This is a genomic window from Mycolicibacterium confluentis, from assembly GCF_010729895.1.
Classification (GTDB): Bacteria; Actinomycetota; Actinomycetes; order Mycobacteriales; family Mycobacteriaceae; genus Mycobacterium; species Mycobacterium confluentis.
This window is the reverse complement of sequence record NZ_AP022612.1, coordinates 5,634,288-5,648,725: the sequence shown is the minus strand read 5'-3', so window position 1 is coordinate 5,648,725 and position 14,438 is coordinate 5,634,288. Positions and strand designations below refer to the sequence as shown.

16 protein-coding genes and 3 tRNA genes are annotated in these 14,438 nt (G+C 67.3%); 14 read left to right on the top strand and 5 right to left on the bottom strand.

Annotated features, from left to right (window positions below; translation table 11 throughout):
- Window positions 1-113: 113 nt before the first annotated feature.
- The 3 genes from G6N34_RS26480 (at window position 114) to G6N34_RS26470 (ending at window position 1,671) form a co-directional block, all read left to right on the top strand.
- Window positions 114-473 (top strand): hypothetical protein, encoded by a 360-nt coding sequence (locus G6N34_RS26480; protein ID WP_085154229.1) that lies wholly within the window; start codon window positions 114-116, stop codon window positions 471-473.
- 94 nt (window positions 474-567) lie between these two features.
- Window positions 568-1,209 carry a class I SAM-dependent methyltransferase gene (locus G6N34_RS26475; RefSeq protein WP_085154228.1) on the top strand — a complete coding sequence of 214 codons (642 nt, stop codon included), beginning with the start codon at window positions 568-570 and terminating at the stop codon, window positions 1,207-1,209.
- A gap of 39 nt (window positions 1,210-1,248) precedes the next feature.
- Window positions 1,249-1,671, top strand: coding sequence for a hypothetical protein (locus G6N34_RS26470; protein WP_085154226.1), 423 nt, complete (start codon window positions 1,249-1,251; stop codon window positions 1,669-1,671).
- 9 nt (window positions 1,672-1,680) lie between these two features.
- Here the strand turns inward: G6N34_RS26470 and G6N34_RS26465 are convergent.
- Window positions 1,681-1,753, bottom strand: a tRNA-Arg gene (locus G6N34_RS26465).
- Window positions 1,754-1,770: 17 nt separating this feature from the next.
- Window positions 1,771-1,862 (bottom strand) — tRNA-Ser (locus G6N34_RS26460).
- A 98-nt stretch (window positions 1,863-1,960) separates the two neighbouring features.
- On the opposite strand from G6N34_RS26460, the gene hisC reads away from it, so the two are divergent.
- From hisC to lipE, 5 genes are all read left to right on the top strand, one after another.
- Window positions 1,961-3,019 (top strand): histidinol-phosphate transaminase, encoded by a 1,059-nt coding sequence (gene hisC / locus G6N34_RS26455; protein ID WP_085154224.1) that lies wholly within the window; start codon window positions 1,961-1,963, stop codon window positions 3,017-3,019.
- Window positions 3,016-3,312 carry a hypothetical protein gene (locus G6N34_RS26450; RefSeq protein WP_085154222.1) on the top strand — a complete coding sequence of 99 codons (297 nt, stop codon included), beginning with the start codon at window positions 3,016-3,018 and terminating at the stop codon, window positions 3,310-3,312. Before hisC ends, G6N34_RS26450 begins: the two co-directional genes overlap by 4 nt.
- A 21-nt stretch (window positions 3,313-3,333) precedes the next feature.
- Complete coding sequence (locus G6N34_RS26445) at window positions 3,334-4,158, top strand: crotonase/enoyl-CoA hydratase family protein (protein ID WP_085154220.1); 825 nt, start codon at window positions 3,334-3,336, stop codon at window positions 4,156-4,158.
- 240 nt (window positions 4,159-4,398) lie between these two features.
- Complete coding sequence (locus tag G6N34_RS26440; RefSeq protein WP_085154218.1) at window positions 4,399-4,881, top strand: peroxynitrite isomerase; 483 nt, start codon at window positions 4,399-4,401, stop codon at window positions 4,879-4,881.
- Entirely contained in the window at window positions 4,878-6,137 is a 1,260-nt protein-coding gene (lipE, locus tag G6N34_RS26435) for a lipase LipE (protein WP_085154216.1), read from the top strand. The genes G6N34_RS26440 and lipE overlap by 4 nt, the downstream gene beginning before the upstream one ends.
- Here the strand turns inward: lipE and G6N34_RS26430 are convergent.
- Both G6N34_RS26430 and G6N34_RS26425 read right to left on the bottom strand, forming a co-directional pair.
- Window positions 6,119-6,205, bottom strand: a tRNA-Ser gene (locus G6N34_RS26430). The genes lipE and G6N34_RS26430 overlap by 19 nt on opposite strands.
- Window positions 6,206-6,237: 32 nt before the next feature.
- Entirely contained in the window at window positions 6,238-6,750 is a 513-nt protein-coding gene (locus G6N34_RS26425) for a MarR family winged helix-turn-helix transcriptional regulator (protein WP_085154214.1), read from the bottom strand.
- 65 nt (window positions 6,751-6,815) lie between these two features.
- On the opposite strand from G6N34_RS26425, the gene G6N34_RS26420 reads away from it, so the two are divergent.
- Window positions 6,816-7,796, top strand: coding sequence for an NAD(P)H-quinone oxidoreductase (locus G6N34_RS26420; protein WP_085154492.1), 981 nt, complete (start codon window positions 6,816-6,818; stop codon window positions 7,794-7,796).
- 11 nt (window positions 7,797-7,807) lie between these two features.
- Here the strand turns inward: G6N34_RS26420 and G6N34_RS26415 are convergent, their stop codons facing one another.
- A complete protein-coding gene (locus tag G6N34_RS26415) occupies window positions 7,808-9,004 on the bottom strand; it encodes a cysteine desulfurase-like protein (protein ID WP_085154212.1) in 1,197 nt (398 codons plus the stop codon).
- Window positions 9,005-9,114: 110 nt separating this feature from the next.
- Here G6N34_RS26415 and G6N34_RS26410 point away from each other — a divergent pair, with 110 nt between their 5' ends.
- Genes G6N34_RS26410 through wzm form a run of 5 tightly spaced genes read left to right on the top strand, consistent with a single transcriptional unit; the run spans window position 9,115 to window position 14,106 of the window.
- Window positions 9,115-11,070, top strand: coding sequence for a DUF6541 family protein (locus G6N34_RS26410; protein WP_085154210.1), 1,956 nt, complete (start codon window positions 9,115-9,117; stop codon window positions 11,068-11,070).
- 47 nt (window positions 11,071-11,117) lie between these two features.
- Window positions 11,118-11,582, top strand: coding sequence for a bacterial proteasome activator family protein (locus G6N34_RS26405; protein WP_085154490.1), 465 nt, complete (start codon window positions 11,118-11,120; stop codon window positions 11,580-11,582).
- Window positions 11,583-11,594: 12 nt separating this feature from the next.
- Window positions 11,595-12,389 (top strand): galactan export ABC transporter ATP-binding subunit Wzt/RfbE, encoded by a 795-nt coding sequence (gene wzt / locus G6N34_RS26400; RefSeq protein WP_085154208.1) that lies wholly within the window; start codon window positions 11,595-11,597, stop codon window positions 12,387-12,389.
- Entirely contained in the window at window positions 12,386-13,279 is an 894-nt protein-coding gene (gene glfT1, locus G6N34_RS26395) for a galactofuranosyltransferase GlfT1 (protein ID WP_085154206.1), read from the top strand. Before wzt ends, glfT1 begins: the two co-directional genes overlap by 4 nt.
- Window positions 13,276-14,106: a galactan export ABC transporter permease subunit Wzm/RfbD gene (gene wzm / locus G6N34_RS26390; RefSeq protein WP_085154204.1), complete on the top strand. Its 831-nt coding sequence runs from the start codon at window positions 13,276-13,278 to the stop codon at window positions 14,104-14,106. Before glfT1 ends, wzm begins: the two co-directional genes overlap by 4 nt.
- The last annotated feature ends 332 nt before the right edge of the window (window positions 14,107-14,438 follow it).

Genomic DNA, 14,438 nt, shown 5'->3' with positions numbered 1-14,438 from the left:
TTCCACCCACGAATCACGCAAGCCAATGCCTCGTCAGCCGGGAATCGCCCGATATCGCGGGCATGAACAAGAACTTTCGCCTCACACCCGCGCTCCGTGTGTAGGTTGAGCCGGTGATAGTCACTGGTGCACTGCTTGCCGAGTCCGCGTCCGTCGTGGACAACAAGCTCAACATTGAGGGCGGCGTGGTCAGCGCCTGCAAGGTCGGGCCGGAGCGCGCAGCGCTCGCCACCCTCGTCGTGTTGATCCAACCCGAAGCCAACGATCAGGACCCGAAGATCACGGTCAAGATCGTCGACCCGTCCGGCAACTCCGACGAAGCCCGACTCGAAGTCCCCGCCTCCAGCCTGGGCGGCGAAGTGGGCTTCGTCTTCTTTCCCATGCAAATGCCCTTGCCCCTTGATGGCCGCTACCTGATTTCGGCGAGCAGCGATCACGGATTCGTCTCACTGCCGTTGAACGTGAGCGGCTGACGTTCCTGTCCCTTTGAGACCGCACTGAGACCGCCCTGACGGCGCATTTCCCGCCGCCAGGGCGGTCTCAACGTCTCGGCGTACGGTCGGTGGCATGACGTCCGTGCCGCGACGCACCCTCAACGAGGCCGTCACCCGCTTCTGGAGCCTGGCCGCGCCGGCCTACGACTTCTCGGCGCTGCAGCGGTGGGCGTACCGTCCGCCCCAGGACGAGGTGATCACGCTGCTGCGCGATCACAAATGCCGCCGCATCGTCGATGTCGCGTGCGGTACAGGCATTCTCGCCGACCGGATTCAGCGCGAGCTGAAGACCGAGCAGGTGTACGGCGTCGACATGTCCGACGGCATGCTCCGACAGGCCATGGCCCGGTCCGGAGACGTGCAGTGGCTGCGTGCACCGGCCGAGAAGCTGCCGTTCGACGACGGCGCGTTGGATGCCGTGGTCACGACGTCGGCCTTCCACTTCTTTGACCAGGCAGCGGCGCTGCGCGAATTCCGTCGGGTGCTTGAACCCGGCGGCATCGCCGCGGTCGCGACTCTCGCACCGCATCAGCCGCCGCTGCTGTCGCGGTTCATCGACAGCAGCAGATCGCTGGCACACAATCCCGCGCCCGACGAGATGCGGGCGCTGTTCACCGACGCCGGATTCGAGGTCGCCGACCAGCACCGGGTCCGCCGTCCGCTGTGGACCCGGATGTTCACCGACCGGATCACCGTGGGCGTCAGGTCTGCGTAGCTCGCCTCCGGCGGTGACACAACTGCCTACTGTGGGGCCATGAGCCATCGGTCCCTCGCGGGCGCCTCATTGGCGGCCTGCGCGCTAGTCCTGCCCGTTCCGGTCGCCTCGGCGGACCCGACGCCGACCGTCACCCAGATCTCCGAGCGACCCGCGCCCGGGGACCTGCAGGCGTTCATCGACGACCCGACGATCGTCGACGTGCGGCCTCAGGCGATCGAGTCGTGGAGTCGACAGGCGGACGATGCGTCGATCAGCGTGCACTTCACCACTGGCACGCCCGAGTGCTACGGCGTCCACGCCGAGGTGCAGGAGACCGCCGACATCGTGGCGGTGAAATTGCGCTCAGGGACCCGGGCCCAGGCCGTCGGCAGGGCATGCATCGAGATCGCCGTGTTCGGAGAGTTGACGGTGAATCTGGACGCACCCGTCGCGGACCGCGCGGTGGTCAGCATCACCTGAGACAAAGAGTGCGCCCGAAGGGATTCGAACCCCTAACCTTCTGATCCGTAGTCAGATGCTCTATCCGTTGAGCTACGGGCGCTTGGATATTCAGTTATATGGCGGAGGCGAGAGGATTTGAACCTCCGGTCCCCTTTAAGGGGGACAACTCATTAGCAGTGAGTCCCATTCGGCCGCTCTGGCACGCCTCCTTGAACTTCGTAGAGGTTACCGGACCCCGCTCTGCCAGCCGAGCCGGTACCGGAACCGCCGAGGGCAAAGCGTACATGCACTCACATATGCTGACCAAATGACCGCCCGCCTACGCCCATTGATGCAGGACCTTCCGGCGTACACACCAGGCAAGACGGTCCCCGGCGCCATCAAGCTGGCCAGTAACGAGACCGTCGACGGACCCCTTCCGAGCGTGCGGAAGGCCATCGAGGACGCGACCGATCTGCTGAACCGCTACCCCGACAACGGGTACATCGAGCTGCGGCAGCATCTGGCCAAGCACGTCGGGTTCGCGCCCGAGCACATCGCCGCAGGCTGCGGCTCTGTGAGCCTGTGCCAGCAGCTCATTCAGATCACAGCCGGCGTGGGCGACGAGGTGATGTTCGGCTGGCGCGCCTTCGAGGTCTACCCGCTGCAGGTGCGGGTGGCCGGCGCCACACCCGTCCCAGTGCCACTGAAAAATCACACGCACGATCTGGACGCGATGCTGGCCGCGGTCACCGACCGCACCCGGCTGATCTTCGTCTGCAACCCGAACAACCCGACGTCGACGGTGGTGCCGCCGGACGACCTGGCCCGATTCGTCGATGCCGTGCCCGACGACGTGCTGGTGGTCATCGACGAGGCCTACGTGGAGTACATCCGCGACGGTCTGTTGCCCGACAGCCTCGGCCTGGTCCGCAGCCACCCGAACGTGATTGTGCTGCGCACGTTCTCGAAGGCCTACGGTCTGGCCGGTGCCCGGGTGGGTTACGCCGTCGGCGACCCGGAGATCATCACGGCCCTCGGCAAGGTCTACGTGCCGTTCACGGCCAGCAGCCTGGCCCAGGCCGCGGCCATCGCGTCGCTGGAGGCCTCCGACGAACTGATGGCCCGCACGGACGCCCTGGTGCTCGAGCGGACCCGGGTCAGCGCCGCGCTCCGGGAACTGGGCTACGAGCTGCCCGAGTCGCAGTCCAACTTCGTGTGGCTGCCGCTGGGCCCGGAGCACACCGACGACTTCGTCGAGCAGGCGGCAGGCGCGCTCATCCTCGTGCGCCCGTACGGCACCGACGGCGTCCGGGTGACCGTGGGGGCACCGCACGAGAACGATGCCTTCCTGGCATTCGCGACAGATTGGATCAAGAACACGTGACCCGCATCCGGCTCGCCGCCCTCGCGCTCAGTGCAGCAGCCGTGCTGTCGGGCTGCGCCCAGACCACCCCCGGCCAGGTGGCGATGACCACCGAGCCGATGTCGCCCGACATGTCCTGCGCGGACTTCACCGCGCTGTCCGACCGCGACCGGCTCAAGTTCACCAAAGAGGTGCTGGGCTCGGACAGTTCTTCGGTCAGCCAACCGGTGATCCTGTCCGCGCTCGTGACTGTGCTGTGCCAGCGCGCACCGGACACCGCGGTGAAGGACCTCCTAATAAAGCTGCGTCCCTGACCACGCACTAGCCTCGATGTCATGGCTGACAGCTACGAAGCGCTCTCGGTGGAGATCAAGGACCACATCGCGCAGGTGACCCTGCTTGGTCCGGGCAAGGGCAACGCCATGGGGCCCGCGTTCTGGGCGGAACTGCCGGTGGCTTTCGAGGCCCTGGACGCCGACCCCGACGTGCGCGCCATCGTGCTCACGGGTTCGGGGAAGAACTTCAGCTACGGCCTGGATCTGGCCGCCTCGGGCAATGTCCTGGGACCGATGATGGCCGAAGGTGCGATGGCCCGCCCGCGCGCCGACTTCCACCGGCACCTCAAGGGCATGCAGCAGTCCATCACCGCCGTCGCCGACTGCCGGACCCCGGTGATCGCCGCCGTCCACGGTTGGTGCATCGGCGGCGGTGTCGACCTGATCAGCGCCGTGGACATCCGCTACGCCAGCGCCGACGCGAAGTTCTCGGTGCGTGAGGTCAAGCTCGCGATCGTGGCCGACGTCGGCAGCCTTGCGCGCCTGCCGCTGATCCTCACCGACGGCCACCTGCGGGAATTGGCGCTGACCGGCAAGGACATCGACGCCGCGCGCGCCGAGAAGATCGGCCTGGTCAACGACGTGTTCGACGACGCCGAGGCCTGCCTGGCCGCCGCCCACGCGACGGCCGCCGAGATCGCCGCCAACCCGCCGTTGACCGTGCAGGGCATCAAGGATGTGCTCGACGAGCAGCGCACCGCCCAGGTTTCGGCCAGCCTGCGCTACGTCGCCGCGTGGAACTCGGCCTTCCTGCCGTCGAAGGATCTCTCCGAGGGCGTCACCGCGATGTTCGAGAAGCGACCGCCGCAGTTCAAGGGCGAGTGACGGGCGAGGCCCCACGCGGGCATCGCGGGCATCCCGGGCTCGACACTTAAAGGGTTGCGCAGACACGCCGGGTCGCGGCGCAGAGGTTTACGTCTCGCCGGCGCGCTGTGCCCAGATGGCCGGTGCCCAGGCCGCCGGCGAGACCCAGGTCCACATCCTCGCCGCCCAGGCCGCCGGCGAGACCCAGGTCCACATCCTCGCCGCTCGGGTGCGCCCATGACCGGCACGTAGGCTGACGACGTGGCCGAACTGCATCCCCAGATCACGGTGCTCGCGCCGCTGCTGGGCACCTGGACGGGATCAGGGTCGGGCGAGTACCCGACCATCGACGCCTTCACCTACCTCGAAGAGGTGACGTTCGGCCACGTCGGCAAGCCGTTCCTGAGCTACTCCCAGCGCACCCGATCCGAGGCCGGCCAACCGATGCACGCCGAGACCGGTTACCTGCGCGCACCCGCCCCCGGCCGCGCCGAACTGGTGCTGGCCCACCCCACCGGCATCACCGAGATCCAGGAGGGGACGCTCACCGACGACGGCTCGTCGATCCTGCTGGAGCTGACGGCCACCACCATCGGGCTGACGTCCACCGCGAAAGACGTGACCGCACTGACGCGTTCGATCCGGGTCACGGGTGACGAGCTGACCTACACGGTCGGCATGGGCGCGGTGGGTCAGCCCCTGCAGCATCACCTCTCCGCGACCTTGCGCCGGAAGGACGCATGACCACCGACGGCAGGATCCGGCTTCCCGACGACCTGGACTCAGTGACAGACATTGGGGCAGAGGACCATTCAGGAATCGACCCGGCGGCGGTGGAGCGGATCTGGCAGGCGACGCGTTGGTGGTACAGCGCCGGAATGCATCCGGCGATCCAGGTCTGCCTGCGGCACAAGGGGAAAGTGATCCTCAACCGCGCGATCGGTCACGGCTGGGGCAACGCACCGGAGGATCCGCCGGACGCCGAGAAGATTCCGGTGACCACCGAGACCCCGTTCTGCGTGTACTCGGCCGCCAAGGCCACCGCCACGACCGTGGTCCACATGCTGGTGGAGCGCGGCGCGTTCTCGCTCGACGACCGTGTGTGCGATTACCTGCCGACCTACACCAGCCACGGCAAGGACCGCACCACCATTCGGCACGTGGTGACCCACAGCGCCGGGGTGCCTCTGGCCACGGGACCGCGGCCGGATCTGAGCCGGATGAATGACAGCGACTACGCGCGGGAGATGCTGGGCAACCTCAGGCCGATCTACCGTCCCGGACTGGTGCACATCTACCACGGTCTGACCTGGGGACCGCTGATCCGCGAAATCGTCTCCGCGGCAACGGGTCGCAGCATACGTGACATCCTGGCGGACGAGATCCTCGACCCACTGGGCTTCCGCTGGACCAACTTCGGCGTCGCCGAGGCCGATGTTCCCCTGGTGGCGCCCAGCCACCCAACCGGCAAGGCCCTGCCCCCGGCCATCGCCCGGGCATTCCGCCTGGCGGTCGGCGGGACGATGCACGAGATCATCCCATTCACCAACACCCCGGCCTTCCTGACCAGTGTGGTGCCGTCGTCGAGCACCGTGTCCAACGCGGTGGAGCTGTCCCGCTTCGCCGAAATGCTGCGTCGCGGTGGCGAACTCGACGGCGTCCGGGTGCTGAGCCCGGAGACGCTACGGGCCGCCACCCGGCAGGCCCGTCGTCTTCGTCCCGACGTCGCAACCGGACTCAAGCCGATGCGCTGGGGCACCGGGTACATGCTGGGTTCGCGACGCTTCGGCCCGTTCGGGCGCAACACCCCGGCGGCCTTCGGCCACACCGGCCTGGTCGACATCGCGGTCTGGGCAGACCCCGACCGCGACCTGGCCGTCGCCATCGTCAGCAGCGGCAAACCGGGCGCCAACCCGGAGGCTAAGCGCTATCCGGCGCTGCTGGACCGCATCGCCGCGGAGATCCCGACACGGGACATACGCGGTGGCGGAGGGATTTGAACCCCCGGACGGTGTTAGCCGTCTCTCGCTTTCAAGGCGAGTGCATTAGGCCGCTCTGCCACGCCACCGCCGACAAGCGTAGCGGTGCCCGGCGAGGGACTCAGGGTCGGCCGTACCCACGCGGCGCGGACGAACCCTTCAACGCCGAACTGATGCGACGGCAGTTCTCGCCCATTGCCGCGATCTGCGGCCGGGACAGCTGCCCGAGGAAGTGCGTGCGCACCCCCTGCGAGTAGGTGACCATCGCCTTCTCGACCAACTCACGGCCCTCGTCGGTGATCTTGGCGAGCACCCCGCGGCCGTCGTCCGGACTGGCGGTCCGCTCGACCAACCCCTGCGCCTCGAGTCGGCGGATCTGCCTCGTCACCCGACTGGGCAGCGACATCAATGCCTCGGCGAGATCCCCCATCCGCGCTGAACCATTGGGTGCCTTGTCCAGAATGTCGAGCAGCCGCACGTCGACCAGAGTCAGGTTGTGCGACAACGTAAGTCCGCGGTTGAGCGTCGACGTGAGACGCAACGCGGAATCCAGATAATTTTGCCAAGATCGCTGCTCGGCAATGTCCAGGCCAGGCATCGAACTTTCAGTCCGCCCGGCGATCATCCCCTCCATGGCCCAATGTTAAGCGACGGCACCGACAAGCGCGGAGCAAACCGCCAGGTAGTAGCGTGGCGGCCATGTATGCGATCGTCGCCGAGGATGCCGATTCCCTGCGGTGGCGCGAGGTCACCGACGTCGCGCCGGGTCGCGGCGAAGTTCTGATCAAGGTCGCTGCGGCCGGCGTCAACCGCGCGGATCTGTTGCAGGCGGCCGGGAAGTATCCGCCGCCGCCCGGCGCCAGCGAGACCCTGGGCATGGAGGTCTCCGGTGTCATCGCCGCACTCGGCGATGAGGTGACGCAGTGGAAGATCGACGAACCAGTCTGCGCACTGTTGGCCGGCGGTGGGTACGCGGAGTACGTCGCCGTACCGGTGGAGCAGGTCATGCCGCTCCCGGACGGCGTCGGCATCAGCGAGGCCGCCGGACTGCCCGAGGTGGCGTGCACAGTCTGGTCCAACCTCGTCATGACGGCAGGCCTTCGGCCGGGCCAACTGGTCCTCGTGCACGGCGGCGCCAGCGGAGTGGGGACCAACGCCGTGCAGGTGGCACGAGAGTTGGGCGCCCGGGTCGCGGTGACCGCGGGGTCACAGGCCAAGCTGGACCTGTGCCGTGAGCTGGGCGCCGAGGTGCTGATCAACTATCGCGACCAGGACTTCGTCGCGCAGATCAAGGAGGCCAACGGCGGGGCCGGCGCCGACGTGATCCTCGACATCATGGGGGCCGCCTACCTCGACCGCAATCTCGACGCCTTGGCCACCGACGGACAGTTGGTGGTGATCGGCATGCAGGGCGGGGTCAAAGCCGAACTGAACATCGGCAAGCTCATCGCCAAGCGGACCCGGGTGATCGGCACCGCACTTCGCGGACGACCCGTCGGCGGGACGTTGGGCAAGGGCGCGATCGTGCGCTCGGTCGTGGAGTCGGTCTGGCCCATGGTGTCGCGAGGGGCGGTGCGCCCGATCATCGGTGCGACGCTGCCGATCGAGAAGGCCGGTGAGGCGCATCGCCTGCTGGCCTCCGGTGAGGTGTCCGGCAAGGTCCTGCTGACCGTCGGCTGAGACGCCGCCCGTCAGCCCAGGGACGCCAGCGCGCGCACCAGTTGATCGACCTCGGCCATCGTCGAGTAGTGCGCCAACCCGATGGTCACCGCGCCGCCGACATCGTTGACCCCGATCACGTCCAGCACGCGTGAACTGGCGTTGGCCGTGGCCAGAATGCCGTTGTCGGCCAGGCGCTGCACCACCCGTTCGGCCTCGACATCGGCCACGGCGAAGCTCAGCGCCGGAATCCGGGCCTCGGGCTGCCCGATCAGCATCACCCGCGGCAGCGAGCGCAGCGAGCCCACCAGATAGTCGAACAGCCGATCCAGATAGGCCGCGGCCGTCCCCATCGACGTCGCGAGGCGGTCCCGCCGCGAACCGGTCGCCGACTCGTCCAGGCCGGCCAGATACTCGATGCTGGCGACGACGCCTCCCAGGAAGCCGTACTGGTGCAGGCCCATCTCCAGCCGGGCCGCTCCAGAGGCAAGGGGATTCATCGACACCGAACCGAACGTGTCGATCAGGCCCGGGTCGCGGAACACCAGGGCACCAACCGGCGGACCGCCCCAACTGGCGGCGTTGACCGCCACCACGTCGGCGTCGATCTCCTGCAGGTCGAAGGTCTGGTAGGGGGCCGCGGCGGTGTGATCGACCACCACCAGGCCGCCCACGTCGTGCATCAGCTTCGTGACGGGTCGCAGGTCGATCACGGTGCCCAACGTCGACGACGCCGACGTCAACGCCACCAGTCGCGTCGACTTGGAGATCAGGCTCTCCCACTGCCACGACGGCAGCTCGCCGGTCTCGATGTCGACCTCGGCCCACTTGACCCGGGCGCCGTAGCGGTTGGCCGCCCGCAGCCACGGCGAGATGTTGGCCTCGTCGTCCAGGCGGCTGACCACCAACTCATAGCCGAGGCCCGCCCGCGACGACGAGGCGTCGGCCAGCGACGTCAGCAGTGCGGCCCGATCGGCGCCGAACACCACGCCCCGCGGATCGCCGTTGACCAGATCCGCGACAGCCTGGCGCGCGGCCCCCAGCAGCGCGGCGCTGCGCCGCGCATAGGGGTGCGGACCCGCGGCGCTGGGGGCCGAGGTGCGGAACGCCGTCGACACGGTCGTCGCGACCGCATCGGGAATCAACATCCCGGCCTGCGCATCGAAATGCACCCAACCGTCACCCAGAGTCGGGTGCAGACCTCGTACCCTGGCAACGTCAAATGCCATGCAGCCGTCCTTAGAAGCTCAGGTGATTCACCGGTCGTCGCGGGCGACGGGGCGCCCCCGCCACACGCACACTGTCCGAACCGGGCTACCTGGCCAGCCATACTAGTGCAGTGAGCCTCGGGTGCGGCGTGCTGTTCGCAATGACGTTGCTGGTACTGCCCGGTGCCGTCGTCGCTCGCGTGGCTCGGCTAACCTGGCCGACCGCTGTCGCAGTTGGCCCGGTTCTGACCTACGGCATCGTGGGTTTGGCGACGCTGCCCTTGGGTGCGCTCGGAATCCCTTGGAACACAATAACAGCGCTGCTGAGCCTGCTTGTGGCGATCGCACTGGCGGCAAGTTTGCCAGCGCTGTTGGCCCGCTACCGCGACCCGGAAGCTGAGCAGCTCGCGGGCTCAGCGCGGTCAGCCGCAATCGTTGCCATCGGCGTACTCATCGGTGCCGCTGCGATCTTCTGGGCGGCGCACAGCGGCATCGCCGACTGGCAGTCCATCCCAAGCAACTGGGACTCGGTGTGGCACGCAAACACCATCCGCTGGATCACCGAGACCGGGCAGGCCTCCCCGACCCACATGGGTGAGCTTCGCAACGTCGAGACCCACGCCGCCCTGTACTACCCCTCGGTCTTCCACGCCCTGGCCGCGCTGCAGTGTCAGTTGACCGGCGCCGCGGCCACGACGGCCTTCACCGCGAACGCCGTCGCAGCGGCCGCGTGGCTGTTCCCGGCCAGCGCGGCCATCCTCACGTGGAGTCTGCTGCGCCCGCACACCAGTGAGCGACGCACCGCCCTCGCCGCGGCCACCGCGGCGGCGCTGGCGGCGTCCTTCACCGCGGTTCCCTACGTCGAGTTCGACACCGCTTCCATCCCCAACATGGCGGCCTATGGCGTCGCGGTCCCCGCGACGGTCCTGATCATGTCCTGCCTGCGACACCGCGACCGCATCCCTCTGGCCGTGCTCGCCCTGGTGGGCGTGTTCTCGGTGCACATCACCGGTGGCGTCGTCGTCGTGACGTTCGTGACCGCGTGGTGGCTGGTCGACACGCTCCGCAGCCCGGTGCGCGGACGCCGGTCCGACTTCCTGACCCTGCTGGCAGTCGCGGTGCCTACGGTGCTCCTGCTGCTGCCGCAGTTCCTCGGGGTGCTTCAGCAGGCCGAGATCATCGCCGGGCACGCGTTCGTCACGCACGAGGGCAAGAAGCACGCGGTGTTCGACGCCGTCGTGCAGCACACCCGGCACCTCAACGACTTCCCCGTCCAGACCACGCTGATCGTGCTGGCCGCCGCCGGTGGACTGGTGCTGCTGATCAGGCGGGTCTGGTGGCCGCTGGCCGTGTGGTTGGGCCTGGTGGTGGCCATCGTGCATTCGTCGGCGCCGTTCGGCGGCCCCGTGGGAAGTGCGATCGCCAAGTACAGCGACCTGTTCTACAGCGACCCCCGCCGCCTCTCGGCCGTGGTCACGCTGCTGATCACCCCGATGGCCGGCATCGCGCTGACCCTGATCGTGCTGTTCGTCGTGTCTTGGCTGCGCCGACTGCTGCCCGCCCTGGGCCGACCCGTGTGGCTGGGCCTGACCGGGGCCCTGCTGGTGCTCAGCACCGTCGGGCTGGCGTGGCACTACCTGCCCCGGCACGAGTACCTGATGGGCGAGAAGTACGACCAGGTGATCGTGAGCCCACGCGACCTTGAGGCGTTCGCGCACCTCGCGAGCCTGCCCGGGGCTCGAGACACCCTGATCGGCAACGCCAACACCGACGGCACCGCCTGGATGTATGCCGTCGCAGGCCTGCATCCGCTGTGGACGCACTACGACTACCCCGTGCAGCAGGGGCCCGGCTACCACCGGTTCATCTTCTGGGCCTACGCCGACGACGCCGACCACGATCCTCGGGTCGCCGCGGCCGTCAAAGCGCTGAACATCCGGTATGCGATCACCAGCACGCCGGTGGTCCGAGGGTTCGCGATGCCGGACGGGCTAGTGTCATTGGATGAGTCCGAGTCGTGGGCCAAGATCTACGACAATGGCCAGACCCGCATCTACGAGTGGCGCGGAGGAGCACCCACAGCGTGAGCACTGACGACGACAACATCGAAATCATCGGTGTGCCGAACCCCGAGATGACGGCTGCCGCGACCGGCGGTGAGGACGACGACAAGTCGGTGACCGACCTGGTCCAGCAGCCCGCCAAGGTCATGCGGATCGGCACCATGATCAAACAGCTGCTCGAGGAGGTGAAGGCCGCACCGCTCGACGACGCCAGCCGCAACCGCCTACGGGAGATCCACAAGACCTCGATCAGCGAGCTCGAGGACGGCCTGGCCCCGGAGCTGCGCGACGAGCTCGAGCGCCTGGCGCTGCCGTTCAGCGACGACGCTGTGCCGACGGACGCCGAGTTGCGCATCGCGCAGGCGCAGCTCGTCGGTTGGCTCGAGGGCCTGTTCCACGGCATCCAGACCGCGCTGTTCGCGCAGCAGATGGCCGCCCGCGCCCAACTGGAACAGATGCGTCAGGGTGCGCTCCCCCCAGGTATGGGTGTACCCGGCCGGCCCGGGACAGCGCCGGGCACGGGGCAATACCTGTAACCGCGACGCGACATGACCGATCCCTACATCGAAACCCGCGACGCGTGGGTTGAGTTCCCCATCTTCGACGCGAAGTCCCGTTCGCTGAAGAAGGCGTTCCTGGGCAAGGCCGGCGGCGCCATCGGACGCAACAGTTCCAACGTCGTCGTCGTCGAAGCGCTGCGCGACATCACGATGTCGCTCAAGATGGGCGACCGGGTGGGCCTGGTCGGCCACAACGGTGCGGGCAAGTCGACGCTCCTGCGACTGCTGTCCGGCATCTACGAACCCACCCGCGGGACGGCCCGTGTCGGAGGCCGGGTGGCCCCGGTGTTCGACCTCGGCGTCGGCATGGATCCGGAGATCTCCGGCTTCGAGAACATCATCATCCGCGGCCTGTTCCTCGGGCAGACCCGCAAGCAGATGATGGCCAAGGTTGACGAGATCGCGGAGTTCACCGAGTTGGGCGAATACCTCTCGATGCCGCTGCGCACCTACTCCACGGGTATGCGGGTGCGCCTCGCGATGGGCGTGGTCACCAGCATCGACCCCGAGATCCTGCTGCTCGACGAGGGCATCGGGGCTGTCGACGCCGAGTTCCTCAAGAAGGCGCAGTCGCGTCTGCAGAGCCTGGTGGAACGTTCCGGAATCCTGGTGTTCGCCAGCCACTCCAACGAGTTCCTGGCGCGGTTGTGCAACACCGCGATGTGGATCGATCACGGCACCATCCGGATGAGCGGCGGGATCGAGGACGTCGTGCGCGCCTACGAGGGCGAGGACGCGGCGCACCATGTGCGGGAAGTGCTCGCGGAGACCCGTCGGGCATGAGCGAGATCGTCTACGCGGTGGTGGTCACCCATCGCCGCCCCGAGCAGTTGGCCGCCTCACTGGCGGCCGTCGCCACCCAGACCCGCCCCCCCGACCATCTGATCGTGGTGGACAACGACAACGACCCGAAGATCGCTGAACTCGTTGCACGCCAACCCATTCCGGCGACGTGGTTGGGGTCTGCACGAAACCTCGGCGGCGCAGGCGGTTTCGCGCTGGGCATCCTGAATGCACTCGCCGGCGGCGCGGACTGGGTCTGGCTGGCCGACGACGACGGCCGCCCACAGGACGCCGACGTGCTCAGCACGCTGTTGGCGTGCGCGCAGCGCCACGGGTTGGCCGAGGTGTCCCCGATGGTCTGCGACCTCAACGATCCCGAGCGCCTGGCGTTTCCGCTGCGCCGCGGCCTGGTGTGGCGACGCCGGGTGTCCGAACTGCGCAGCGACGGCGGCGGTGATCTGTTGCCCGGCATCGCCTCCCTGTTCAACGGCGCGTTGTTCCGCGCGACGACGCTGGAGGCCGTCGGCGTACCCGACATTCGACTGTTCGTCCGCGGCGACGAGGTCGAGGTGCACCGCCGACTGGTGCGCTCCGGCCTGCCGTTCGGCACCTGCCTGGACACCGTCTACCTGCACCCGCAGGGCAGCGACGAGTTCAAACCCATCCTCGGCGGACGGATGCACACCCAGTACCCCGACGATGAGACCAAACGGTTCTTCACCTACCGCAATCGCGGCTATCTGCTGTCCCAGCCGGGCCTGCGCAAGCTGCTGCTCCAGGAATGGGTGCGGTTCGGGTGGTACTTCCTGGTGTCACGACGGGACCCGGCGGGACTGCGGGAGTGGATCCGACTCCGTCGTCTCGGCAGACGCGAAAGGTTCGGCCGATGACCTTCACCGACGCCGCGGCACAGTCGCGGACCTTCGCCAAGGCCAGGCGCGACCTCGTCGACGGCTTCGGCCGCCGCGAACTGTGGCTACACCTGGGCTGGCAGGACATCAAACAGCGCTACCGCCGTTCGGTGCTGGGCCCGTTCTGGATCACGATCGCGACCGGCACCATGGCCGTCGCGCTGGGCGGGCTGTACTCGAAGCTGTTCCATCTCGAACTGCGCGAACATCTGCCCTACGTGACGCTGGGGCTGATCATCTGGAACCTGCTCAACGCCGCGATCCTCGAGGGCGCGGACGTGTTCGTCTCCAATGAGGGCCTGATCAAACAGCTACCGACGCCGCTGAGCGTGCACGTCTACCGGCTGGTGTGGCGGCAGATCCTGCTGTTCGCCCACAACATCATCATCTTCGTGATCATCGCGATCGTGTTCCCACAGCCGTGGAAGTGGACGGACCTGACGTTCATCCCGGCCCTGGCGCTGATCATGCTCAACTGTGTGTGGGTCGCGCTGTGCTTCGGCATCCTGGCCACGCGGTACCGCGACATCAGCCCGCTGCTCTTCAGCCTGGTGCAGCTGCTGTTCTATATGACGCCGATCATCTGGAACGACCAGACGTTGCGCGATCAGGGTGCCGGCGGCTGGGCCAAGATCATCCAGTTCAACCCGCTGCTGCACTACGTCGACATTGTCCGCGCGCCGCTTTTGGGAGCGGAGCAGCAATGGCATCACTGGGCCGTGGTGCTGACGTTGACGGTGGTGGGCTGGATCGTCGCGCTGGTGGCGATGCGACAATATCGGGCGCGCGTTCCGTACTGGGTGTAGCACTCCAGGCCGTTACAACTGTTGCCGAATTTGTCCGTATTCATTACTGTGGGTAATTTCCTTCGGGCAATTAAATGTGAAACTTGTTGCAGAACTTTTCTGCAAACACTTCAGCCTTAGCCGCTAACCTCGCGATTTCGTGAACCCGGTTAACTACCTGCTACACCTGTACCCACTCCCGTCGGCAGCAATTCTGTGTCAGACTGTGCCACTCTCGAAACTCCCGCGCGAGCGCCGCTTTTCGCTCGCTGCGTGAGGCGCAAATCAATTCGCTTGGAGATGCGCGTGGAATGGGAGATAACTTCGTGATCATTATCACGAAATAAGCAATT